At 41.4% G+C, this 25,833-nt stretch carries 21 protein-coding genes; 18 read left to right on the top strand and 3 right to left on the bottom strand.

Annotated elements, in window-relative coordinates:
• Positions 1-446: 446 nt before the first annotated feature.
• From ACFS25_RS23440 to ACFS25_RS23355, 18 genes are all read left to right on the top strand, one after another.
• Positions 447-1,244 carry a polysaccharide biosynthesis/export family protein gene (locus ACFS25_RS23440; RefSeq protein WP_408020219.1) on the top strand — a complete coding sequence of 266 codons (798 nt, stop codon included), beginning with the start codon at positions 447-449 and terminating at the stop codon, positions 1,242-1,244.
• A gap of 12 nt (positions 1,245-1,256) precedes the next feature.
• Positions 1,257-3,587: a GumC family protein gene (locus ACFS25_RS23435; protein ID WP_381505846.1), complete on the top strand. Its 2,331-nt coding sequence runs from the start codon at positions 1,257-1,259 to the stop codon at positions 3,585-3,587.
• Positions 3,588-3,628: 41 nt separating this feature from the next.
• Positions 3,629-4,300, top strand: a complete 672-nt coding sequence (locus ACFS25_RS23430; RefSeq protein WP_381505845.1) for a sugar transferase — start codon at positions 3,629-3,631, stop codon at positions 4,298-4,300.
• 182 nt (positions 4,301-4,482) lie between these two features.
• Positions 4,483-5,427, top strand: a complete 945-nt coding sequence (locus ACFS25_RS23425; RefSeq protein ID WP_381505842.1) for a glycosyltransferase — start codon at positions 4,483-4,485, stop codon at positions 5,425-5,427.
• Positions 5,428-5,509: 82 nt separating this feature from the next.
• A complete protein-coding gene (locus ACFS25_RS23420) occupies positions 5,510-6,193 on the top strand; it encodes an acylneuraminate cytidylyltransferase family protein (protein WP_381505841.1) in 684 nt (227 codons plus the stop codon).
• Positions 6,190-7,134: a phosphoglycerate dehydrogenase gene (locus tag ACFS25_RS23415; protein ID WP_381505839.1), complete on the top strand. Its 945-nt coding sequence runs from the start codon at positions 6,190-6,192 to the stop codon at positions 7,132-7,134. Before ACFS25_RS23420 ends, ACFS25_RS23415 begins: the two co-directional genes overlap by 4 nt.
• A gap of 4 nt (positions 7,135-7,138) precedes the next feature.
• On the top strand, positions 7,139-7,867 hold the full coding sequence (locus tag ACFS25_RS23410; RefSeq protein WP_381505837.1) for an SDR family NAD(P)-dependent oxidoreductase: 729 nt from the start codon (positions 7,139-7,141) through the stop codon (positions 7,865-7,867).
• Positions 7,868-7,908: 41 nt separating this feature from the next.
• Positions 7,909-9,099, top strand: coding sequence for an acyltransferase family protein (locus ACFS25_RS23405; RefSeq protein ID WP_381505835.1), 1,191 nt, complete (start codon positions 7,909-7,911; stop codon positions 9,097-9,099).
• Positions 9,100-9,131: 32 nt separating this feature from the next.
• Complete coding sequence (locus ACFS25_RS23400) at positions 9,132-10,595, top strand: hypothetical protein (RefSeq protein ID WP_381505834.1); 1,464 nt, start codon at positions 9,132-9,134, stop codon at positions 10,593-10,595.
• Positions 10,596-10,601: 6 nt separating this feature from the next.
• Positions 10,602-11,432 carry a 6-hydroxymethylpterin diphosphokinase MptE-like protein gene (locus ACFS25_RS23395; RefSeq protein WP_381505832.1) on the top strand — a complete coding sequence of 277 codons (831 nt, stop codon included), beginning with the start codon at positions 10,602-10,604 and terminating at the stop codon, positions 11,430-11,432.
• A 26-nt stretch (positions 11,433-11,458) separates the two neighbouring features.
• Positions 11,459-12,862: an O-antigen ligase family protein gene (locus ACFS25_RS23390; RefSeq protein ID WP_381505830.1), complete on the top strand. Its 1,404-nt coding sequence runs from the start codon at positions 11,459-11,461 to the stop codon at positions 12,860-12,862.
• 14 nt (positions 12,863-12,876) lie between these two features.
• The gene (locus ACFS25_RS23385) at positions 12,877-13,647 is read left to right on the top strand and encodes a glycosyltransferase family 2 protein (RefSeq protein ID WP_381505828.1); all 771 of its coding nucleotides are present in this window, start codon (positions 12,877-12,879) and stop codon (positions 13,645-13,647) included.
• A gap of 29 nt (positions 13,648-13,676) precedes the next feature.
• A complete protein-coding gene (locus ACFS25_RS23380) occupies positions 13,677-14,813 on the top strand; it encodes a glycosyltransferase family 4 protein (RefSeq protein ID WP_381505827.1) in 1,137 nt (378 codons plus the stop codon).
• Positions 14,814-14,853: 40 nt separating this feature from the next.
• On the top strand, positions 14,854-15,837 hold the full coding sequence (locus ACFS25_RS23375; RefSeq protein WP_381505826.1) for a GDP-mannose 4,6-dehydratase: 984 nt from the start codon (positions 14,854-14,856) through the stop codon (positions 15,835-15,837).
• 65 nt (positions 15,838-15,902) lie between these two features.
• Positions 15,903-17,048 carry a DUF1972 domain-containing protein gene (locus ACFS25_RS23370; protein WP_381505824.1) on the top strand — a complete coding sequence of 382 codons (1,146 nt, stop codon included), beginning with the start codon at positions 15,903-15,905 and terminating at the stop codon, positions 17,046-17,048.
• Positions 17,049-17,298: 250 nt separating this feature from the next.
• Positions 17,299-18,429: a glycoside hydrolase family 99-like domain-containing protein gene (locus ACFS25_RS23365; protein WP_381505823.1), complete on the top strand. Its 1,131-nt coding sequence runs from the start codon at positions 17,299-17,301 to the stop codon at positions 18,427-18,429.
• 387 nt (positions 18,430-18,816) lie between these two features.
• A complete protein-coding gene (locus tag ACFS25_RS23360; RefSeq protein WP_381505821.1) occupies positions 18,817-21,240 on the top strand; it encodes a TonB-dependent receptor in 2,424 nt (807 codons plus the stop codon).
• A 48-nt stretch (positions 21,241-21,288) separates the two neighbouring features.
• Positions 21,289-22,188 carry a DUF4249 domain-containing protein gene (locus ACFS25_RS23355; protein ID WP_381505819.1) on the top strand — a complete coding sequence of 300 codons (900 nt, stop codon included), beginning with the start codon at positions 21,289-21,291 and terminating at the stop codon, positions 22,186-22,188.
• A gap of 14 nt (positions 22,189-22,202) precedes the next feature.
• Here ACFS25_RS23355 and ACFS25_RS23350 read toward each other — a convergent pair whose 3' ends face one another.
• The 3 genes from ACFS25_RS23350 to ACFS25_RS23340 all read right to left on the bottom strand — a co-directional run bounded on the left by ACFS25_RS23350 (position 22,203) and on the right by ACFS25_RS23340 (position 25,566).
• Complete coding sequence (locus ACFS25_RS23350) at positions 22,203-23,192, bottom strand: glycosyltransferase family 9 protein (RefSeq protein WP_381505817.1); 990 nt, start codon at positions 23,190-23,192, stop codon at positions 22,203-22,205.
• Complete coding sequence (locus tag ACFS25_RS23345; RefSeq protein ID WP_381505814.1) at positions 23,189-24,808, bottom strand: hypothetical protein; 1,620 nt, start codon at positions 24,806-24,808, stop codon at positions 23,189-23,191. Before ACFS25_RS23345 ends, ACFS25_RS23350 begins: the two co-directional genes overlap by 4 nt.
• A gap of 62 nt (positions 24,809-24,870) precedes the next feature.
• Positions 24,871-25,566 carry a hypothetical protein gene (locus ACFS25_RS23340; protein WP_381505813.1) on the bottom strand — a complete coding sequence of 232 codons (696 nt, stop codon included), beginning with the start codon at positions 25,564-25,566 and terminating at the stop codon, positions 24,871-24,873.
• Positions 25,567-25,833: the final 267 nt, after the last annotated feature.

The raw sequence follows: 25,833 nt of genomic DNA, 5'->3' as shown, positions 1-25,833 counted from the left end.
GTATTGATAAAAATAGTACAATATCGTAGACAAAGAATAGTATTTGTACTAATTTAAGTTTATATAGGAATTTGTATTTATCTTATTTAAGTGCTCTTTATTTTTTATAATAGTTATATAAGCTAGTGATTATTTCATAATGATCTGTTAATGAGAATATTAATATTAATAAAAGTACTACCATCATTGCTTTTATGATACTTTATTTACCTGTTTTTTAAAATTGTTAATATCATATTTACTATAACTGCTTGTTACTATAAATTAGATGTAATATATTTGGTATATGGTAACAAGATGGTTGAGCTAAAAGCTGTCTGTTCACAGTCTGATCTTATCCATTTATATACTAGACGATCAGCCATATATTGGTCGTTCCGCCAATGGCGAACCTACTTATTTATTATATCTTAATTCTTTTTTAATATATCTAAGCTTACCATTTTATGATTCTATGTTCTTACGCAAAAAAACTGCATATACTAGTCGGATTAGCTTTGATTACCCTAGTGTCGGGATGCATCTCCTCTCGTCAATTAGTTTATTTTCAGGATCAGGTAACGGCATCTGATTCAATAAAACTAATGGATCGATTCATTCCGACAGTACAGCCGGGTGATATTCTATCGGTTCGGGTAAGCAGCTTAAGCCCTGAAGCTACTACGTTTTTCAACCCACCATCCGCAACCATGCCAATTGATCGGATGATGACGCCAACCATGACAGCACTCCCGGAAATAACGGGTTACCTGGTCAACCCGGATGGTACACTTGAATTACCACTAGTAGGAAAAGTCAAAGTTGGTGGACTAACCACCGCCCAGGTTGCCGATCGAATTCGGGAAGAACTTAAAACGTATCTCAAGGAGCCGACCGTAAACATTCGTAATCAGAATTTTCGGGTTTCGGTTATGGGGGAGGTAGCCCGGCCATCGCTCTTTACCATTCCCAATGAGAAGATCACGATGTTGGAAGCCCTGAGCTTAGCCGGTGATATTACCATTTACGGTCGGCGCGATAATGTGCTGCTCATTCGGGAAGTAAATGGTCAACGAACCTTCACGCGTATTGATATGACCAGCCGCGATTTGTTTCGTTCGCCTTATTACTACTTACATCCCAACGATGTTATCTACGTTGAGCCAGGTAGGGCTCGCGTGGCCAGCGCCGATCGAACCTATCAAATACTACCTATTGCTTTAAGTGCGCTTTCTTTTATAGCTATCATATTTAGTCGCTTCTAACTATTTATAAATATGTCTGAAAATGCTTACTCATATACGCCTTATCAGGTTTATGGGACCGATAATCAGCCCAACTTGCGTGTAATGCTGCTTCGCTATCTGAAGCACTGGAAATGGTTTGTCTTATCGTTGCTGCTAGCAGGAGCTGCTGCTTATGCTTATTTATTGTACCAGACACCAATCTATAAGGTTCAGGCTAGTCTGCTTATCAAGGATGATAAAAAAGGGCTTGATGGAGAAAATATCCTGAAAGAGATGGATATTTTGAAGCCTAAAAAGACAGTTGAGAACGAGATTGAAATCATCAAGTCCTACACGTTAATGGACAAGGTGGTAAGCAATCTTAATCTGGATGTTCAGTATTTTAGTCCAACGAATACTATTGATAAAGAAGTGTATGGTGAGTTGCCCATTCGCTTGGTAGTGGAGCGTCCAGCATCAGCCTTATATGATGATAAACTGCTGGTTAGCTTTATTGACCGACAGCATGTACGCATTAATAACCAAATTTACCCGGTTAATAAATCCATTAAAACGCCTTACGGACGGCTGCGGATTTTTGCCCGTCAGCCCCTGACCGCGTCGCTGGAGCCAATCAAAATTCTAGTGTCGCCCCGTACTGAAACAGTAAACGATTATTTGAAGCGCCTAACGGTAGAGACAACCAGTAAAGCGTCAACAGTATTACAGATATCGCTCGAGGAAGCCGTCCCCGCCAAAGGAGAAGCCTTGCTGAAACAGTTGATTGAAGAATATAACAAAGATGCTGTTGTCGATAAAAACTTGGTAGCCGCCAGTACACTCGATTTTATTGAAGAACGGCTCCGACTGATTTCCGGCGAACTAACCAACGTAGAGAAAGATGTTGAATCGTATAAAACAACTGAGGGAATTACGGATCTGAGTGTACAGGCACAAACATTTCTGGAAACTGTGCAGGCCAATGATGCCCAGCTCAATCAGGTAAATATCCAACTGAGCTCGTTGAACGACATCCAACGATATGTGAATAGCAAGGTTAATAGCCTGGGCACAACACCTGCTACGCTTAGTTTAAGCGATCCCGTACTTGTGGGTTTAGTGACGAAAGTTTCTGAACTGGAACTTCAGCGCGATATGCTAGCTCGCACAACATCAGAACGTAATCCTCTATTGCAATCACTTGATAGTCAAATTAAGTCAACTAAAGAAAGTATATCTGAGAATATTCAGACCATAAAAGAACAATTGACAGGTACAAAAAGTCAATTGACGTCAACCAATCGGAAGCTTGAAGGTATGGTTCGCAAAGTGCCCCACAAAGAGCGGGCTTTGCTGAACATTACCCGGCAACAGGCCATTAAAAATAACTTATATACCTATCTGCTGCAAAAACGTGAAGAAACAGCCCTGTCATATGCATCAACCTTACCTGACAGTCGCGTCGTTGATTTACCCCGCCATGAGAAAGACCCAATAAAACCGGTCCGGGCAACTACGTTCATGTTGTTTGGTATCATCGGGCTGCTGCTACCTATTGGAGCATTGGCTACGCAAGATGCGTTAAACAACCGGGTTCGGCGTCGATCTGATGTAGAGGATGCTTCGAAGGTTCCTATTCTGGGTGAAGTTGTTCAGTCTGATGGATTAAAAGCGTTAGTTGTGGTGTCTAAAAGTCGTTCGGTTATTGCCGAACAGATACGGGCTTTGCGCACAAACCTGCAATTCTTGCGTAGCAATCAGACAGGAAGTCAGGTGTTACTCTTCACTTCAAGTATTAGTGGCGAAGGTAAGTCGTTCATGTCAATGAATTTGGGCGCCAGTTTAGCCTTGGTTGACCGTCCAACCGTGATTTTGGAAATGGACCTGCGAAAACCGAAGCTTCATACATCTTTGGGGATGCGCAATGCCGTCGGTATCAGTAATTATCTAATTGGTGAAGCTACACTGGATGATGTGTTGCAACCTATTGAGGGATTCCCGAATTACTTCCTGATAAGTAGCGGGCCACTGCCGCCAAACCCCTCCGAATTACTTAATGGTCCTTATCTGGCTCAGTTGTTTGAGGAATTACGCGCCCGATTTGATTATGTCATTGTCGATTCTCCGCCAATTGGACTGGTGACAGACGCACAAATCATCGCTCCTTATGCCGACGCAACGCTTTATATGGTTCGGCATGACCTAACACCGAAAACCTACCTTAAAATGGTCGATTCGCTCTATAAAGAGCACCGATTCCAGAACCTAAACGTCATTTTGAATGCCGTTGGCGATGGTGAGTCCTATTACTATAGCTATAGCTACGGTGGCTATTATGAGGCCGATAAGCCAGCCGGGAAGTCCCGGAAAGCCTTATCTTAATTCATTAGTGTATATCATGAAAAGCAAATCGAGAAAATAGTATGCTTAGTAATGCCTCTCTGTCCGATACCAGACCCTACATCGACACCCAGGCCGACGCTTATACGTCGTCTGTAGACAAGGGTGTACTGCGTAAACGCTTATTTGACATCAGTTTTTCGCTGCTGATCAGCCTTTTCGTCCTGTCCTGGCTAATTCCACTCTTAGGTATTGCCATAAGACTCAATTCGCCGGGGCCAATACTGTATGTGCAATTACGCACAGGGCGTAAAGGACGGCAGTTTCGGTGCTTTAAACTCCGAACTATGGTTAGTAAGCCCGAAACGGAATTCCGTCAAGCTGCTCAAAACGACCCACGAATCACAAAACTGGGGCAGTTATTACGTAAAACTAACTTAGATGAATTACCCCAATTTCTGAACGTGCTATTGGGCGATATGAGTGTGGTAGGGCCACGTCCACACCCAATTCCGTTAGATGCACAGCACTGGCATACGCTCCCAAACTATGCCGAACGGTATGCTGTAAAACCCGGTATTACAGGACTAGCTCAGGTACGCGGCCACCGTGGTGAAACGGATACCCTTCAAAAAATGCAACATCGGGTGCGCCTGGATCGCTGGTACATCGCTAAGCGGTCGCTAATGCTGGATGCGAGAATTTGTCTGTGGACAGTAACTAAGATGGTACAGGGAGATAAAAAAGCCTGGTAAGGGTGGTCAAAAAAGATAAATTATGCTGACGACCTTACAAACCAAATTAGTAAATAAAGCAGCCGGAGGACTAGGAACTTCATAATTGGTTCTACAACCGAAAATAAGCATTCGGGATAGATAAAACAATTTGCTGACAGATATCAGAAATAGTGTTAAGGGAGCTGTAAGGCTTGGTAATTATGAAGTGTAGTGTCATCATACGTGCCTTTAATGAAGAAAAACATATTGGAAAGCTACTTGATGGCATTGCTTGTCGGGAAAGTAAGCATGTGGTAGAAATTATTTTAGTTGATTCTGGTTCGACAGATAATACGGTACAAATTGCGGAACGGAAGGGCGCTCAGATAGTTAGAATCCGTCCAGACGAGTTCTCATTCGGGCGGGCACTTAACCTGGGATGTCAACGCGCATCTGGCGACATCTTACTTTTTGCCAGTGCTCACGTTTATCCGGTTTATACCAATTGGATTGACCGGATGCTGGCACCCTTCGAAGATGCTAAAGTGGGATTGACTTACGGGCGGCAGATTGGGAATCATCTCAGCAAGTTCTCTGAACAGCAATTATTTGCAAAATGGTTTCCAACGGTTTCTAACTATAATCAGCCCATTCCATTTTGTAATAATGCGAACACAGCTATCCGACGCTCACTCTGGGAGCAAATGTCCTATGATGAATCACTAACAGGTCTCGAAGATCTGCAATGGGCCGGAGCTATTCAACAGCAAGGATATAAAATTGCGTACGAAGCCGATGCCGTAATTGTGCATGTGCATGAAGAAACACCCCGCAAAATCTATAACCGCTATTATCGGGAGGCCATTGCCTTCAAACGACTTAAGCCACATGCTCAATTTAATGCCTGGAACTTTGTCTATCTGTCCATTACCAACATCCTAAGCGACTATATCGCAGCCATCCAAGAGGGTAATTTTCTGGCTAATTTTCTTGACATACCCATTTTCCGGGTATTACAGTTTTGGGGTACTTACCAAGGCTATCGCTTTATAGGGACACTTGACCGCACATTACGCGAGCGCTTTTATTACCCAAATGAATTTTTCCGGCGCGAGAAAGCTGAACGTTCTGTGCAACCACTTATGAAACAAATTGCCTACGACTAGCGAGAAAAGTCAGGTCATTGAGGGCGTTCTTTATTGGGCTGTATTATATCAAAATTAGTAATCCTAAAATCAATAATAGCTTATGTCTTACTCCGTTGCTGCTATTGTACCTATGCGCCATTCCAGCGAACGCGTTCCTGGAAAAAACTACCGTGATTTTGCCGGTAAACCCTTATTCCATCGTATAATTGACACTCTGCTGGAGTGTCCATCCATTACCCAGGTAGTTATTGATACCGACAGCCCTATTGTTATTGAGCAAGTTCAGGAATTTTATCCGACCGTTACGGTATTGGAACGCCCTAAACACCTGCGCGACGGAACCATTCCAATGAATAACGTTCTGCTGAATACGTGTGAACAGATTCCCGCCGACTTTTACTTACAGACTCACAGCACGAACCCATTATTATCTGCCGAAACTGTCGAGAAAGGAATTCAGCAATTTCTTAAGAATTACCCAATCTACGACACACTGTTTGGCGTAACCAGGCTACAGACGCGCCTGTGGAACCAATTGGCTCTCGCCGTAAACCACAACCCGGCTATTTTACTTCGGACCCAGGATCTCCCGCCAATTTATATGGAGAACTCCTGCATGTATCTCTTCAAGAAAGAAACGCTTATCCAGAAGCATAACCGGGTTGGTGATCGACCTTTTATGTATGAAATTCCAGATATCGAAGCTCAGGACATTGACGTCGAATTGAATTTTAAAGTAGCTGAATTTCTGTTTACCGAACTTTATCCTGAACTGGCTCTATGAAAGTTTTAATTACGTGTCCACCTATGCTGGGGCAACTAGCGGAGTTTCTGCCCATTTTCGAAGAAGCGGGCATTGACGTAATTGCCCCGAATGTTATTCAGGTTTTATCGGAAGAAGAACTAATTGACCTCGTTCCCACGGTGGATGGCTGGATTATCGGCGATGACCCGGCCACAGAAAGAGTATTTAAAGCTGGGAAAGCCGGGAAACTAAAAGCGGCCGTTAAATGGGGTATTGGTGTCGATAACGTTGATTTTAAGGCTTGTAAAGCCCTGGGTATCCCTATTATTAATACTCCCATGATGTTTGGTGCCGAAGTGGCCACCATCGCTGTATCCTACGTATTGGGTCTGGCCCGGCAAACATATTATATTGATCGAGAAGTTCGGGCAGGTAATTGGGTAAAACCGGCTGGCATGTCGCTGGCTGGCCATACGGTTGCTTTGGTTGGTTTTGGAGATATCGGTAAAGCTACAGCCCGCTTTCTGAAAGCCTTCGATATGCATATTAATGTATATGATCCGTTTGCGAAGCATACTGAAGCAGACGAAAAGGCTTATCAATTCCTGAACTTTCCGGAAGAACTGGAAACGGCTGATTTTGTGGTTACTACTTGTGCGTTAACGCCTGGCACCAAACACATGATAAATGCCGAAACCATTCAACGGATGAAAGACGGTGTCAGGATTGTAAATGTATCGAGAGGACCTATCATTGATGAAGCGGCCTTGGTTGCAGCCCTCAAGAGCGGTAAGGTGCATTCAGCCGGGCTGGATGTATTTGAAGAGGAACCACTGCCAATAGACTCAGAACTGCGAACCTTTGACCGTTGCATCTTCGGAACGCACAATGGTTCTAACACCATACAGGGCGTTCGGCGCGCCAGCCATCAGGCCATCCGTACCATGTTCGAGTTTTTGGAAATTGGTGTAACTGCGTAGAATTATGAAAAAAGTACTGATTACAGGTGTTTTAGGCGGTATAGGTAGTGCGCTTGCTCTAGCCTTTCGGGAAGCCGGCTTTTATGTATATGGGCTGGATATTCAGGATTCGGAGCACCACCAGGCTGACCGTCTGATTCAGTTCGATCTGCACCAGTTCAGTACCAATGATGAGTACCGACATGAATGGAAACATAATTTCAATGTGCTGATACCGGAACTTCATGTATTGATCAATAATGCCGCGGTGCAATTACTGGATAGCTTAGCTGGTTTGAAACTAGATGATTGGAATCATACCATGACGGTCAATTTGACGGGGCCTTTATTATTGAGCCAGCATTTTCTGGAGACGTTGGAAGAAGTAAATGGCTGTATCATAAACATTGGCAGTATTCACCAGCAACTCACCAAACGCCGGTTTATTAGCTACGCTACATCAAAAAGTGCGCTTATTGGGCTGACCCGGGCATTGGCTGTTGACCTTGAAGGACGCGTACGGGTCAATGCAATCAGCCCAGCCGCCATCGAAACAGACATGTTGCTGGCAGGATTTGACGGTAATCAGGGCGCTCTGGACGAGCTACGGAAAATTCACCCGGTTCAACGCATTGGCGCTCCGAAGGATGTGGCCAAAATGGCCTTATTTCTAGCCTCAGAAAATTCAGGCTTTATTCATGGAGCCAACCTGACACTCGATGGAGGTATTAGTTCAGTGCTGAAGGATTTGTAAAAGCAATATCACATATCAATAAAATTAATCAAAGCACGATTATGTCAGATACGAAAAGCCGAATTTGGGGCCTTGATTTAATGAGAGCAACCGCTATTATTTTTGTACTGGTCTTTCATTGGCTTGCAATAAACCTTAACGGAGTTGAGTATTCAGATATAGTTTATTATTCTTCTATATTAGGTTATTTAGGCGTAGAATTCTTTTTTGTTTTAAGTGGATTTTTAATTGGAGGAATTCTCATCAAATTATATGTTAATGAGAAATTCACTTTAACAACAATATGGCATTTTTGGATTAAACGGTGGCTAAGAACATTGCCATTATATTATTCTATTTTATTGGTATACCTTTTATACGCACAAGTAAAACATATCCATATATCAGGTGTATGGAAATATGTTTTATTTGTGCAAAATTTTTTCGAATATAATACTCACAATAATGACTTTTACGGTGTATCTTGGAGTTTGGCAATTGAAGAATGGTTTTATTTGTCATTTCCTCTTATTCTTTACATTACTCACCTATTGCTAAATAAATCAATGAGTAGTCGTAAGATAATATTTATTACGATTATCCTTTATTTAGCGTTACCTCTTTGTGAGCGATTATATCTCGCCTATTTAAGTGATGATATCTCTTGGAAATCTGTCTTTCGAAAAGCAGTTGTTTGTAGGGAAGATTCGATTGCCTTTGGAGTTTTAGGTTCATTTCTATTTGTATATGCGAAGGATAAGATTTATCATAATAAACTAGTTTTTTTTGTTTTTGGCTCTACTATTTTAATTTTTTGTTCACTAATATTTATACAAGAAGTAGCTAAAGACTATTTTTATAACACTGGTGGAGTTTCAATTTTTTCAAAAACTTTATTATTTTCTCTTGTAAATTTTGGAATACTATTTATGTTGCCCTTCTTCTATTATACGACCACCACAAGTAATTTATTTTCATTATGTATTTCCTATGTTAGTAAAATATCGTACTCTCTATATTTAAATCATATGCTGGTATTGCTTTTTGTAAATAAATTATTGAAGTTTTTTATCAGTACTCAAAGTAGTATATATTTATACTGTAACGTCGTGTTATTTATAGTATTTTCTTTTTTGCTTTCTTCCCTAACCTATAAGTATATTGAACAAACCTTTTTAAAACTAAGAGATAAGATTTGGAATGATAAATATAAAATTATTGCTATTAGAAAAGAACCTGCTTTGCCACGTTAATTTTTTAGATCAAATTTTCGTTCACGAGCGTTATGGAAATGTACTTGAAAATGCAAGCTTTTAGCTTATATAATAAATCGATACTGTCAAAGGTATGGTCTTCTGCCACATTCAATACGTGGGCAAGTTTAGCTACGCGCTCAATGAATTTGATTATATTAATCCCGTTTATTCTCCGTCAGTTTTCTCCAGCAGAAATTTCATTATGGTATCTTTTTAGTACAATCATAAGCCTAAATCTAATGATTGATCTAGGTTTAGGCGTTACCTTCTCCCGCATCGTTTCTTATGCCATGGGTGGGTCGCATAGAATGAATGAAGTAACGAAAACCGTGGAGCAATCTACGTTAACCGTTTCTAACCAATCGTATTTGCTAAGAGTGGTAGGTACCCAGCAAATTCTTTTTGGATGGTTATCAGGAGTAGTTTTTATACTATTAGCCACATGTGGTACTGTGTTTTTGTATAAGCCCATTCATTTTCTTACAAATCCGAATCAGGGTTGGATAGCTTGGATTATCGTAATTATTGCCACAACAATTAGTTTTCGTGGGAATGCTTATACTACTTATCTTCAAGGCATTAACCGAATTACTGAATTTCGACGATACGAAGCTCTTTTTTCGTTGGCATCAATCCTGACGAGTATTTTGATGTTGTATTTCAATGCAGGATTGATCGGATTAGTAGCTGTCAATCAGTTGTGGAATATTCTATCAGTTTTGCGAAATCGCTGGCTATGCTTCCGTTTTAATGAAGGTGTGTTTATCTCTGGACGCCAATTTCAATTTGATAAAGAAATTCTAAAAGAAATTTGGCCTGCGGCTTGGCGTAGTGGAATAGGTGTTTTAATGTCATATGGCCTTATACAAAGTAGTAGTTTGATTTATGCGCAAAGTAATCAAGTTGAGCAGGTCTCTACTTACTTGTTTGCCATGCGTGTTATGCAAATTATTATAACTTTCGCTCAGGCCCCATTCTATAGTAAACTCCCATTAATGGCTCGTTTATATGCACAGAATGAGCGTCAAGAAATTGTTAAAGTAGCACAAAAAGGAATGCAATTGTCACACTGGACGTTTGTTGCAGGTTTTGCCGCTGTCGCCCTGTTTGCTGAACCGATAATGCAGCTTATTGGAAGTCAAATACCTTTCATTGACCTGAGGCTTTGGGCAATTATGGGAGTAGCATTCTTTGTGGAACGATACGGAGCGATGCATTTACAACTATATAGTATCACTAATCATATTGTATGGCACATCGCAAATGGAGTAACAGGAGCTATTTATATTGTGTTAGCATTTGCCCTGTATTCAACATTAAGTGTATATGCCTTTCCAATTAGTATGTTGGTCGCCTATTTAGGTTTTTATTCTTTTTATTCTAGTGCTAAGTCTTATTCTGCATTTAATCTAAATTTCAAAACCTTTGAATTGAAACTGGTTTTTATACCTTTTCTGTTGGTTTTGCTAATTGTTGTCAGATCTTTTATATGAAATAATATGTCAATTACAGCTGAATTGCATAACAGTGCTAAAAGCACAATTAATCCTTATCGAATTGGGGCGAGTGTAATATTTAATCGTTTGAAATATGATTTGAGTCCATACTCATTGAGGAACTTTTATAAATTGAAAAATTTGAGAGATAAATATTTAGGCCAGAAATGTGTAATTCTTTGTAATGGACCATCTCTGAACAATGTAGATTTTGATGCGCTTGACGAATCAGGAATATTTACAATCGGCCTAAATAAAATTAATCTATTGTTCAATCGAGTCAATCACCGGCCTAAACTGATAGTATCAGTTAATCAACATGTAATTGAGCAAAATTTTGACTTTTTTAGCAAAACAGATATACCAATTTTCTTAGATTATATAACAACTAAGACATCTGGTGTAGATATGTCTGTATTGAAGAGTAGGCAAAATTTGCATTTTTTGAATTCTGTTCACGTCCTTGGCGAATTTGCTAAAGATGTATCCTTGGGTGTATGTCAAGGATACACTGTGACTTATGTTGCCACTCAATTAGCCTATCATTTAGGATTTACCAAAGTAGCCCTTGTAGGTTGTGATCATAACTTTGAAACCAAAGGGATGGTAAACAAAGAAATTAAGTTGAATGGACATGACCCTAACCATTTTGATCCAAACTATTTTTCTCAAAAAGACAAATGGCAATTGCCAGATTTACTAGGATCAGAATTTCACTATCAATTAGCACGAGATGAATATGTAAACTCAGGAAGAACTATTTATAATTGTACAGATGGGGGAAAGTTAGAACTATTTGAAAGGTTAAATTTGCTGGATTTTTTAAAACTATAGTAATAATAAACTATAAAGCTATTATAATGATTATTGCATCAATTTTCCTTTTGTCTATATCTGCTGTGTCATGGTTCAAAAAGCCATATGTGACTATATGTTTAATATTGTTTTTATTGCCTCATCAATTTATATTAAAAAAAGTATTTGATAATCAATTTAATAGTGGAGATCTGTTTTCAATCTGGAAAGAAACTCTTATAATAATATTATTAATAAAGACATATAAAGAAAAGGAATTGTCCATCGTAAAGATTCAATCACTAATAGTGGCTTTTGTTATTTTAGCAGTTTTGTTTTATGTAATTACAGATAATCATATAACTAGTCTGGCAAATTTGAGAAATTATACATTTCCAATCCTTGCCTTTGTTATAATTGCAACATATAAATTTGATGTAGGATCTAAATATATAATTAGGTCTATTATTTATTCATCTTTAATTGCTATATGTTTAGGATTTGTTCAACAATATTTACTTAACATCCCTATCGCTACTTATAAAGGTACTATTGACTTTATCGATGATAGTGGTTATATAAAATATACAACTAATTCATTTAGAATTATGGGAATAGAAAGAATGTCTGGTGGATTTGCGGGCCCTAACGATTTTGGTGTCTATTTTTCATTGATAGTAGTTTTTTCTGTAGTTCTGCTATCTTCTACCCAAAGAAATTTAGGTTCGAGGCTCTTTAATGTAATAACAATCCTTAATTTGATTGGAAGCCTCGCATGTTTAATTTTGAGTTTTTCTCGCGCCGGTTGGTTTATTCTACTTGCTTCATTATTAGTTATCTTCTTGATTCAGATAAAAAGTAAAATAAAAACTACATTTATTGTACTCGTTACTATACTTGTAACACTAGCACTAGCATTAGCCTTTATTCCAGAGACTGTTATAAAAGCTAGCGAAGTATTAACAGGATCAATTAGTATGAAGGAGGCAAGTGCTGCGGATAGAGGAAATCAATTTTGGAAAGGTGTTGAAAAAACAATTACAGAACCTTTAGGGCATGGTGTTGGTACAAGTGATATTCGTTATGCAGAAAGTTTGGGTTTTTTTGTAGAAAGTGCTTGGTGGAATATTGGGTATGAGTTAGGTCTTATGGGATTAATTTTATTCCTATACATTAACTTGCAAATATTATTAAGAATAATCCATTTCCGATGGTATTCGAGAAGGTATAAAGTGCTATTTTCTTTTGATTCATATGCAATTGCATTAATGGTTGCGACAATAATTGCCGGATTTATTTCTATCAATGTTGTGGGAACAACATACATTTACTACTTCTGGATTTTTATCGGCTTGGCATTCAAAACTCTTAATAAAAGTAATGCCCACCCCATTTTCGTCAATAATAATAAGAATGTTAATTTATTGCCTGATGAAATCTATGATTATCATAGTGAAGTAAATGCATAAAACTATAAATGTAGATGAAACTCCCTAAAATATCTATTATTACTGCCGTATATAATGGCGGAAAATATATAGAAGGTTTGATGAAAAGTATTGTTGATCAGAATTATAGTAATCTTGAGCTAATCTTAATTGATGGTGGGTCAACTGATAACTCTATTGAAATAATTGAGCAATTTAATCAACATGTTTTTTATTGGATCAGTGAACCTGATCAGGGAATTTATGATGCATGGAATAAAGGGATAGATAAAGCTACTGGTGATTGGATCATGTTTCTTGGCTGTGATGATATTCTAATGCCTGAAGCTCTGCATAAGTATGGTGATTATATAAATGGCCTTTCTCATGAAGTAGATTATATATCATCTAAAATGAAAATGTTTGATGAAAATATGAACTTTATTCGTACTAAGGGATGGCGTTGGGAATGGCCTCGCTTTTTAAGAGATATGACAGTTGCTCATCCCGGTTCTTTACACTCTCGAGCATTATTCGAGAAATATGGAAAATTTAATATAGCTTATAAAATTGTAGGAGATTATGAATTTTTACTAAGACCTAGAAATAAGCTTAGAACTGCTTATTATGATGAAATTACTGTAATTATGAGAGAAGGAGGTGCAAGTGACAGTTGGGCTGCCATCCGTGAACAATATCTCGCTAGTACTCAAACTGGTAACTACTCGCTACTGCATGCTGCGGCTAATATGTATTATATAGGATCAAAATTTTACACTAAGAAATATCTTAGGACTCTGGGTATTAATGCATATTTAAAAAAATAACTACCACCTATTTATATAAAAATCTAAAGATGGTAAATGTAGGTTTTGATGCCAAATGGTATTTTCAGGGTCCACCTAGCGGCCAAGTTGTAGTTAAAAATCTGGTTGATTTGCTTATCGATCGCCAATTGCCGTTTACCCTATATCTATTTGTAGATGATCAATACGTTGAGCAAGCACGTACTCTGGAAAGGGAAAATGTGAAAATTATTCCAATACGGGCAAGACCAAATTTATTGTCAAATGTATTTATTATTCCTTATTGGATTCAGAAACTAAAATTAGATATAGTGTTCTTTCAGAATTTTGCTTGCTTATGGCCCTTATCCGTAAAGAAGGTCGTTTGCGTGCTTGATGTACTCTTCTTAGATTATCCTGAGTTTTTTACTAAGAAAGAAATGATGTATTTCAGTCCGATGCGATTTCTAGCTCAACGGGCTGATTATTTGTTCACTATTTCAAAAAGTGAAAAGAATCGCTTTATTAAGCATCAGCTTGGTTCAGATTCTAATATTGATGTTCTTTATCTAGGCATAAATGAGAAATTTAAACCACTATCCGAATACTCTATTGAACAAGTAGCTGAAATAGAAGCTAAGTATAATCTACCTAAACGGTATATTCTGTCTGTAGGCCGAATCAATATTCGTAAAAATCTTGTTAATTTAATAAAGGCATTACCTTTTATTAAAGATAAGAGTATTCCACTTGTAATTGTTGGGAAAGCCGATCATAAAAATGTTGCTATTGCCCCATATGTAGAGCAATATCAATTACAGGACCGAATTCAATTTACAGGATTTGTACCTGACGAAGACCTTTATATTATTTATGCTCGCAGCACTTTATTCTGTTTTCCGTCTTATGCAGAAGGATTTGGTTTTCCTCCTCTGGAAGCTATGAGTTGTGGTGTTCCGGCGGTTGTTTCGGATCGTACGTCTTTGCCGGAGATCTGTGGAAATGCGGCTACTTATATAAATCCGGATGAGCCAGAAGATATAGCTAATAAAATTGATTTGCTGCTATACGACGATGCTTATTATCAGGAAAAAAGCCGTTTATCTCTTTTACAAAGTGCTGGATTTACTTGGGATAAAGCTGTGGATAAAATTATAGTACAAATTGAAATAATGGCAGGTTTGCAAGCGTCTGTCTTTTCAAATTAGGCCTTTTGGGAATTGTTTTAATCACATTACACTTCTTACTATGAAAAAGGCATTAATCTGCGGAGTTTCTGGGCAAGATGGAGCATACTTATCCAAATTATTACTCAGCCATGGCTATGAAGTATATGGAGGGTCAAGAGATGCTCAAATGTCTTCATTTAAAAATCTGGCAGAACTGGGTATCCGATCAGAAATCACACTGGTTTCGGTTAACATCAATGATTTTCGAAGTGTGTTACAAACGCTGTTGAAAATTAAGCCTGATGAAGTGTATAATTTGGCTGGTCAAAGTTCAGTGGGTTTGTCTTTCGAACAACCGGTTGAAACGCTCGAAAGCATTAGCGTGGGAACGTTAAATTTGCTTGAGGCCATACGATTTACCAATCTTCCAATAAAATTGTATAATGCTGGATCAAGTGAAAGTTTCGGTGACACTGGACAGGCTCCTGCTGATGAAAACACACCCTTTCGGCCACGTAGCCCTTATGCCGTAGCGAAAGCAGCTGCATTTTGGCAAGTAGCCAACTACCGTGAGGCATACCAGTTATATGCTTGTACTGGCATTTTGTTCAATCATGAATCACCTCTTCGGCCCGAGCGGTTTGTAACCCGAAAAATTGTTGCTACTGCCTGCCGGATTTCTCAGGGCTCTTCGGAAAAATTGATTTTAGGTAATATTGAAATAGCCCGTGATTGGGGATGGGCTCCAAATTATGTGGAGGCTATGTGGTTAATGTTGCAGCAGGATAAGCCAGATGATTTCGTCATTGCCACAGGACACACATGTAAGTTAAAAGATTTTATTCGGGTAGTTTTTGACTGCCTGGGGCTCAATTGGGAAGATTATGTGGAGTCAGATCTTACTTTTTACCGCCCAACTGATATTGCCGAAGGTCATGCCAATCCAGAAAAAGCGAAACGGATATTAGGCTGGGAAGCTCAATATAAAATGGAAGATGTTGCGAAATTTATGGTAGAGCACCAGCTAAGTAAATTGCAAAAGACAAGCTTAATTGAACAGTAAATAGGTCTATTCAAGACGTTGACCAGCCTTGTACCTTAACGAATATCAACCTTAATACTATAAAAATGCGTATTGGCATCATTGGTACCCGTGGCATACCTAACCATTATAGTGGTTTTGAGCAGTGTGCTGAGTTTTTATCTGTAGCATTGGTAGAGAAAGGCCATCAGGTAACGGTTTATAATTCACATAATCATCTGCATCAGGAAAAGACGTTTAAAGGGGTGGACATTATCCACTGTTACGATCCCGAGTACCGCATAGGTACATTTGGTCAGTTCATCTACGACTTAAATTGTATCCTGGACTCGCGAAAAAGAAATTTTGATATTATCCTTCAGTTGGGTTACAATAGCAATTCTATATGGAACAAGCTGCTGCCTCACAACTCGGTTATTATTACCAATATGGATGGTCTCGAATGGAAACGTACCAAATTCTCACCGAGAGTACAACGCTTCCTGCAACAGGCTGAATCCTGGGCGGCTCACACCAGCGATTACTTGGTATCCGATTCGCGAGGAATTCAACAGTATTTAAAAGAGAAGTATAATAAAGACTCGACGTATATACCCTACGGTTCGTACGTTTTTGATGAGCCGGATACCGATATATTGCAGGAATACGGTCTGGTTCCATACACGTACAATATGCTCGTAGCACGTCTGGAACCGGAGAATAGTATTGAACTAATTCTGGATGGAGTAGTAGCGTCTAAGGACAATACGCAGTTTTTAGTTGTCGGCAAAAACCACACAAAGTACGGTCAATATCTGGCAGAAAAATACAAAGCGCAGTCGAACATTCGCTTTATGGGCGGCATTTACAATCTGAAAAAGTTAAACAACGTTCGCTATTTCTCGAACCTGTATTTTCATGGGCATACGGTTGGCGGTACTAACCCATCACTGTTGGAAGCCATGGGTTCTGACTGCCTGATCTGTGCTCATAACAATGCGTTTAATAAAGCCATTTTGGGGAGCGATGCGTTTTATTTCAACGAACCGTTAGATGTAGCTAAAGAGTTAGAAACACTTAGCAAAAAACAATATGGCGGTTACGTAGATACAAACCGGGATAAGGTTCGGGACATTTATCACTGGCCATTAATTGTTGATCAATACGAAAGTTTGTTCATTTCATCGCTGGAAAACAGCAAGGTAGCGCAGCTAGAAGAGGCTTTGTCATTGTCTCCGACTAAAGTGGGTTAAATACGATAATAAACCATTTAGGTAGTACTCTACCATTGACACCAATGCTTGCAGAATAGGCTTTAGATTTGCCTTTCACATATAAACCCATTGATTGGTATCCATATCCAATATAAGTTGGAATTAGTAGACAGACAATCACTTTACCCTCTACGACGTTACTTAAGTAGTTGAGCAGTAAGAAGAATCTGTAATTAACCGGGAGTAGAAAAATAAATTGGTCTCAACGTGACGTTACCATCTGAACGGTATGAAAAATATTCATTTTCTCTCTACAACAGTTCGGCGGTATATTCTGCTCTCGTCTATTGTTGCTACGGCAGGGATTTTCCTTAGTCTCTACGTTTATCCTGGCCTTGATGTCGCGCGTCAAACTAAGCCAGCGATTCAGTTAGGCGCTTATTACTTCGACGGTTGGTCAGGCTTAACGCATGGGCATTTAACGGAAGCTCTGATGGACAGTTTCCCCGAACGAAAACCTACCTGGGGATGGATTACGAGCACACCCAACATCATGCAGAAACAAATCGATGCAGCTGCAGATGCAGGTCTTTCCTTTTTTAGTTTTTGCTGGTATTCGCCGAATAGTACTACAACTACTTTTCAAAATGACCCACTCAACCGCGCTTTAAAATTCTACCTGAAGGCTCCTAATCAGAAGCGTCTCAAGTTCTGTCTGATGGTGGCTAACCACTCAGGATTTTTCATTGGACCATCAGAGTGGCCACGAGTTTCTCAGGCCTGGATTGATTTGTTTAAGCAGCCCCAGTACGTTAAAGTCAATGGTCGTCCGCTGCTGATTTTTTTTAGTATAAGTACACTTATACAAAAATTTGGCACTTCTCAGGCCGTTCATCAGGCGTTTGATAGCTTACGTACAGCCGCTCAAGCCCAGGGTCTGCCAGGTGTAACTATTGCCGCCTGTCTATCGAGTAGTAAGCCCGAACTGGCACAGGCTCAGGAGTGCGGTTTTGATGTATTGACTGGCTATAATTACCATGGCGCTGGTTTTAAACAGAATGATCAGGTGGTTCCCATTGACAGCTTACTGGCTGGAAGTCGCCGGGTCTGGAATCGTTTCGAGGCTTCTCCTCTGCCTTACATTCCCGTAGCTACCCTAAACTGGGACCCCCGTCCTTGGGCGTCTACAAGCCGCTCCTACGCCCAGTCTTCCCGGTATACGGGGTATTCCCCCCAATCAGTTTACCAAGCCATTAGGGATGCGCGTGACTGGGTTGACTTACACCCTGATAAAACGACAAGAGAGAGGCTGGTTTTGGCCTATGCCTGGAATGAAAATGGGGAAGGAGCCTGGCTTACGCCTTCTGCTAATCAGGGTGATAATCTGCTCAATGGAGTTCGTCGTGCTGTAAAACCTTAACTTATACACTTTGTAGTCCAGTGGTACTTGCTAAGTAGCCGTACGGACGTAGGTAAGTATAGTAACTTTTATAGCCTCCTTTAGGCTCTGAAGTGAGAGATTATTGCGTCAGCGATGGTCTCCCACTTCGGAGCCTGATTGCTTTTAGAGGGAAGAGAGTTAATTTATTACCTATAAAAAAGCCAATTATTCGATCAAAAGTAACTTTTGGTATCATCATAATTGCCTGTTATGTAGGCTAAAGTGCCTGATAAAAATTCCAAAAATTGGATCATTCCTACCGAAAAGCAGTCAGAAGATGCAGTTTGTAGAATAGAAAAAAAGCGCGCAGTCAAATGAGAGAATTTTGCCTTGAAGTTAATCACAAGGCAAAAAAGAATACTCAAGATGCGACTATCTGTACTGTTTCCTCTCCTATTATTAATAAGTTCTATTAGTTTCGGAGCACCAAAGAAATGTACTGTAAGCGGTTACGTATATGAAGAAGGGGGCCACAAACCCATTGTCAATGCAACTGTTTATGTAATTGATAATCAGTTAGGTACGGTAACAAATGATCAGGGCTACTTCGCCATAACGGTACCCGTTACTGCCAGCCTGAAGGTTAGTTTCTCCTTCGTTGGGTTTTCAACGCTTGTAAAAAATGTTTCTTTCTCTCAAGATATTAAGCTCGCTATATACTTAACACCAGGTCAATTTTTGACCGAACAAATTGTACGGGCAGCCCGTGCAGGCAACGTTAGTAACGATGCGACCATGAGTACCATCAGTATTACGGGGGCTCAACTGCGAAAAGTACCAGCCTTGCTTGGCGAGAAAGATCCGCTGAAAATGCTGCAACTGATGCCGGGTGTGCAGAAGGGTTCTGAGGGTAACGCAGGTCTGTATGTACGGGGAGGTAGTCCGGATGGAAATTTGATTCTGCTGGATGACGCGCCCATCTACAACCCAAATCACTTACTTGGCTTTTTCTCCGCTTTCAACGGGGATGTACTAAAACAAGTCGATTTGACGAAGGGCGGGTTTCCGGCACGATTCGGCGGACGTTTGTCTTCGGTAGTCGAATTAACCACTAAAGACGGCACTACAGATAAGTTGCATGGAGAAGGAAGTTTGGGGTTAGTGGCATCCCGATTAACGCTTCAAGGTCCTTTGGTATCTCCGAAAGTTTCGTTCCTGGTGGCTGGCCGGCGTACTTATCTGGATTTGTTAACTGGGCTTATGCCCAATAGCAATTCGGCCCAGCCTACTACCAAGTCCTATTTCTACGATTTGAATGCTAAAGTATCCATCGATGCTGGTGCAGCTGATAAGATATCGTTGAGTGCCTACACCAGTCAGGACCAATTTTTAAGTGTTCGTGATGTAGGAGCAACCAAGATGCAATCGGCCCTTACCTGGTCTAACCTGGCAGGTAGCGCCCGATGGAACCATCGCTTTGCAGGCGGCACAACGGCTAATTTGTCACTTATCTACAGCCAGTACAAAATGGGCGTTTCAGATCAGCAATCTCTATCGCCTACGGTACAAAATCAACTCTATACGCTCCGGTACCAATCAGGTATTCGTGATTTGGGCCTAAAATATGATATCAACCAGTACGTCTCGGGTAAACACCAGTTTCAGTACGGTATTCAGGTCACCCATCATCAGTTTACGCCAGAAGCGACGATTGTGGCGGCTCAGGACACGTTGCCTCAAAAGGCCAGCAACCAGACAATCAATGCGCTGGAAGCGGGAGTTTATATTGAGCATTACTGGCAGCCAACGGATCGGCTACGGATCAACAGTGGAATGCGCCTGAGTTACTATTCGGTACTGGCCGCAGCTACTCCGCAAGCAACGGCTACAAATCCGGGATCGGGGGCTTTTATCCGACCCGAACCGCGCCTGTCAGTGGCCTATAAACTGTCATCGACGCTGGCTCTCAAGGGTTCCTATGCGCTGATGAATCAATATGTTCACTTGCTATCCAGTACAGGCATTGGCCTTTCGACTGATCTGTGGATGCCAACGGTCGACAATATCAAGCCTCAACAGTCGCAGCAGGTAGCCCTTGGTCTTGCTAAAGACTTGCCCGAATCAGGTCTCACATTCACGGTTGAAGGGTATTACAAACAGATGCAGAATTTGCTCAGCTATAAGGAGGGGGCTAGTTTCCTGTCGACTGACTCTCAGGGTTCCGCCAATGCTTCGAATTGGACTAACAACGTGACGAGTGGACAGGGTTGGTCTTATGGCACTGAATTACTGCTACAGAAACGGGCGGGGCGGCTTTCGGGCTGGCTGGGTTATACGCTCTCCTGGACTCAATGGCAGTTTGCCGAACTCAACGGTGGCAAGCGATTTAATCCACGTTATGATCGTCGGCATGATGCTTCAGCCGTACTTATTTATGAACTGACCCCTTCGATTACCCTCGCCGGGACATGGGTTTACGGCACGGGTAATGCATTGACAATGCCTTTGGCGCGGTATTCAGGATTCACTAATACTACGCAAACGTCTGCTCGTCCTTCCTCGGCTCTGTTGTACGGAGATGGTCCTAACGTTAAAGAATATGGCGATCGGAATAGCTTTAGAGCGGCTCCTTACCATCGACTTGATGTTAGTATCCAGTTCAACAAAAAGAAAGGTAATTACGAACGGACCTGGGAACTGAGTGTTTACAACGTTTACAATCGTCATAACGCGTTTTTGTACTCTCTGGAGGGAAAAGATCAGGGCAAAGATCTGCCATCAAAAACGGTTCTGTATAAATACTCGCTGTTCCCCATTGTGCCCTCGGCTAGCTACATAGTTCGGTTTTAAGTAATACCGCAGAACTACTACTCTAAAAAATCTAGGTTATCATTCATCATGAAACTACTACTTACGCTTGTCGTATCGTCACTTCTATTTATCGCCTGTGAGAACAACCGGGAAGAAGTGCAGCCAGCCGAACTCACGGCACAAGCAGGGCAACTGGTTGTCAACTGCTTTATTTCTCCACAAGACACAATGCTGACAGCCAAGGTTACCCGATCTCGGCCAGTTCTGGACAATGACCCCTTGAAAAGTGTGGAAATTACCAATGCACTTGTTCAACTGACTAATGGCACTCAGTCGGTTACCTTAGTCTATAATTCTCAATTGCAGTATTATCGGGCAAGTGCGACCAAAATGCCCATTCGCGCGAATACTACGTATACACTGATCGTTCATACACCCGATGGTAATCAGGTAACGGCTGTTACCAACGTGCCTCAAGCTATTCCCCTCAAAACGGTCAGACTGGACTCCGCACTGGTTACAGAAGCGGATAAATCAGTTCAGAAGCAATTTTCTGTAGTTTGTACTTGGCAAGATGCAGGCACGACGACTAACTTTTATCAGGTTCAGGGTAACATCAAAGGCGTCCAGCGTGAGTTGCCAGCCACCGCTTCTGCCGTCAATCTGGGGGTTATTCCGTTCATAATGACAGATAATAGTTTAGGTTTAGTGAATAATAAAGGGGTCAATGCTTTGTTATCGGTGTCAGCTTATTTATGGGATAAAGCTGGTATTACAGCTATCAATAAACGTTATCGCTCTACCGCTGTAACCGTCAGCCTGCTGCATGTAAACGAAGCATATTATCGGTATCATGAAGCTGTAGACCGACAGTTGCAGGCCAGTAGTAATCCCTTTGCCGAACCCGTATTGATTCCGAGCAACATTGTGGGAGGGTTAGGTTGCTTCGGGTCATATAATCGTTCATCAAGTGTGGCAAAGATGTAGAACAGCCAGTAGACCTAGTATTGGTCCTGCTTCTGGCTATCCCAAATAAAAGCAGAATCAAACGTAAACTGTAATTCATTCATACATTTAAAGTGTCCAAGCGGACATCGTTCGTGTCCTATTTTTGAGCAGGGACGGCAACTGAGGTTCCTGTTCTCGACAATTAAATGGCGGGTTTTATACGGGTACATGCCTAGCTGGGGTGTTGTGCTTCCCCAAATCGAAACAATCGACTTCTTGAATGCTGCCGCAATGTGCATGAGTCCGGTATCGTGGCTAAATACTACCTGCGCCTGCTTGACCAGAGAGGCTGACTGGTTAATGGTAAACAACCCACAAGCATTGTAGATTAGCGTATCACCCAGTTCATGCCGAATGAGTTCGCCCGTTTCGTGGTCATGCTGGTCACCCAATAGAACAATTGGTCTTCCTATTTTTCGGCAAAGCTCAATCATCCGGTCTACGGGTAGGTGCTTTGTTTCATGTTGTCCCCCCATTGCGTAGGCCACATATGACGACTGATGCGTATAGGGTAACTGGCTCATGGGTATGTGTTCATCAGCGGCAATAAAATGGTCCAGACCTTTGCCATCGTTGGTCACACCCAGCCCCTTTATGGTGTCCATATAGCGGTCTACTACGTGAACGGGGGGCATCGCATCGACTTTGAACCGTACATACAGCCACTTCTGAATATTGATCTTGTTGACTGTAAAGGCGCGCTTTCCCAGTAAGTGTTTAATCAGGTTTGTACGAAGGTTGTTGTGCAGATCAATAATGACGTCGTACTGCTCGCTCCGTAACTGACTGACTAATTGAGGTAGACTATCGTCTAAATAATGGCATTTATCAATGTACGGATTGTGGACGATAAGCTCCCGGTACCGGCGCTTGGTACAATAATGGATTTCAACCCCCTCAAGTTGTTGCTTCAGGCACCGGATTACCGGTGTCGTCAGGACGATGTCGCCAATTGATGAAAAACGCAGGATCAAGATTTTCATTTACAATACATTTCAGCCCGGATTTTTAGTGTCCATTCGGGCTTATCAACTGAATAATTATCCTGACGTAAGGGCCAGGTGGCACCCCCGTCTGTACTGGCTCGAAAATCGTAAGAGTGACCAACCTTTAACTTGTATGATGTCGTTGTTCGCTGTGTTCGCGTAGTCGTTATCAGGTCATGCCAGTTTTCCTTGCCAACTTCGCTGTACTGGGTTTTAATCAATGCTGGCAGAGAGGATTCGTCCAGCGTTTTGCCACCAGGACAGGAAAAGTAAAACTCCAACTTCATAACGGGGGGCACAGGTAAGGTCACCAGATTGATGGCCACAGGAGTCAGGTCGCAGGTAACACCCGGTCCAGATTCAGCGATCAACCCTCCTTTAGCGCCTTTGCCCCACGCGTCCGTTTCATCGTAGACCTGCAACTTTAGTTTACGGTTCTTTGACTGATTGTAAATACGAATGAGTGAACCATTGTTGACGTTGGTATAAAAGGCGGAAACCTGCTTGCCGGTGGTCACATCAATCAATTTGCAGAGGTAGTTTACGTCAACATTGGCTAGCTTGCTGCTGACCTTGAATATCGGTCCAACCGTGCATATCGACTCTGTCCAGCCAACGACATACGCGGCTGTATAAGCGGCATCGGCCTGATATTCCAACCGACTCGTCTGTTTATTTCTCTTTACCACACCGGGTTTTTCTTCCTGCCAGCGGTAGGTAAAATCATCATAACTAAACAAGGGAATAGAGTCGCCCTCTTGTATAACCCGACCTGCTCTCGCGTTATAGGCAGTTGGATTTAAATCCATAGTCCAATGAATAGACGGAGACAGGTTTGTCGCTAATCCATAACTCCCATTATAAACCTGCATGGTTACAGAACCCGCTACCGATAGAAGTCGCAGGTTTCCCAAGGAGGGACCACCATTCCGACCTGCCACAGAAGACAAAATCCCGCCACCCGGAATATAGCTGGTAGCTTCGTCGTTACGGGCGTTGGTATGAATGACTGCCAGCGTTAGGTCACCCCCAATGACAGTGCCATCCCGATCCGTAAGTTTAGTACCTGCCTGAAGCGTAACCGTTGCATGATCGGCATCGCTGTTTTGGGCAGCCGTTGTCAGGCCAAAGGTTGCGCCCACGGTTCCATCGGAACTGGCGTTTCCTGTTGTCTGGGCTGCATTGAGTGTCCGGGGTGGTTTGAGTATATTAATCCGACGGATGGTGCGGGTTTGCCGGTTAACACCAGTGAGCACAAACGGTTGAACGATGGTTAAATAATCCTCGGCTTCGACAACGAGGTTGAATCGGAAGGGTTTTTGAGGAGAAAGAATAGCAATCGGTGAAGCCGCCACCAGCAAATTTCCATCGCTGTTGATTTTATAATGTGTGGTATTAACTGTTGTAACTACCTGAGCAGCATCGGCCCCGGTAATTTTTATCAGATTATCTTGTGGTAAAGGGTTATTGGCCGGATCATAAAAGTGGCACTCAACCACGCCATCCTGGATGGGATCTTTCAACCCAATCGTTACGCCGTCGAGCGGGTTATGGCAGGCCGCTACGGCGACAATAAAAACCAGCAGGCTATAAATAAGATAACGGAGATGCATAGTGAAAACGGGAACGTGTGAAAAGTGGCAACGTTCTGTAGTCCTCTTCCAGAGTTACGTTTTTAATTAAGTCTATAAGAAAGCGTTAGGTTAACGGTAGGTAAATAGCGGTAATTTGATAGATTGCGTTCAACGGTGGGTACCTGCTCATCAATGGTTGTCGTTTCCAGAAAACCTTCGTAGGCAAGCTGTACCCGTGGCTTACCCAAATAAAAAACACCCATCTCGAAGCCAATACCCAACCTTTTTTTAGGTATACTCCGACCAAAACCCCAGCCCAAATAACCGACTATTGGATGCCAGCGGAAACCAAGATCAATGGTCCCAACCGACTCGGGTGTTAACTCCAGACCACCTAAATCCAACTTGTTCTCGGCTGTTATCACAAAACGCATGTCCGGGTGCCAGGTATAGCCTATACCCCCGGTAACGAAAAATGATCCACGCTGGAACGGATGCCATTTCAGATTTGCCTGAGCAATGCCAATGGTTAGATCAGGCTTAATGTGTATGTATGAATCAGAAGCAGCTTTTACCCGTATTGATTTATTATAGGCAAAGTACTGTCCACCCACCCGTAACGTCAGACGATTCGAACGACTCAACAGTCGATTATAGAATAAACCCGGTCCTGTTGTGCCAAGTTGAAGACTTAACGACTGCTGGTTAATAAGTGAATCTGGTGGGATTACCTTCGCCGAAAAGACATTCCCCTGGCTTAACCAGCTAACTAAAATGCATAGGTAAATGCGAATCATAGTATCGACCGGTTTCTGCTTTTCTACTATAATAAGTAGATTTATGATCTACGTTATTGTAAATCTATATCTTTATTTTATTCTTTTTGTTTTTTTAGTTAACTAATAAAGCGAATATAGCATAAATTTTGATGAACGATAATCGGAGATTTAGCAAGTAGTACTTACTGAATTGCGAAAATTTCTTGTGAGAGATACGCTATTTCCCTGAATTAATGAAACGAGTAGCTCTGAATAAATCCCGTTATCATACTGATTAAGTAATCC

The sequence above is a fragment of the Spirosoma flavum genome (genome assembly GCF_042686045.1).
GTDB classification, from domain to species: domain Bacteria; phylum Bacteroidota; class Bacteroidia; order Cytophagales; family Spirosomataceae; genus Spirosoma; species Spirosoma flavum.
This window is presented reverse-complemented; position numbering and strand designations above follow the sequence as displayed.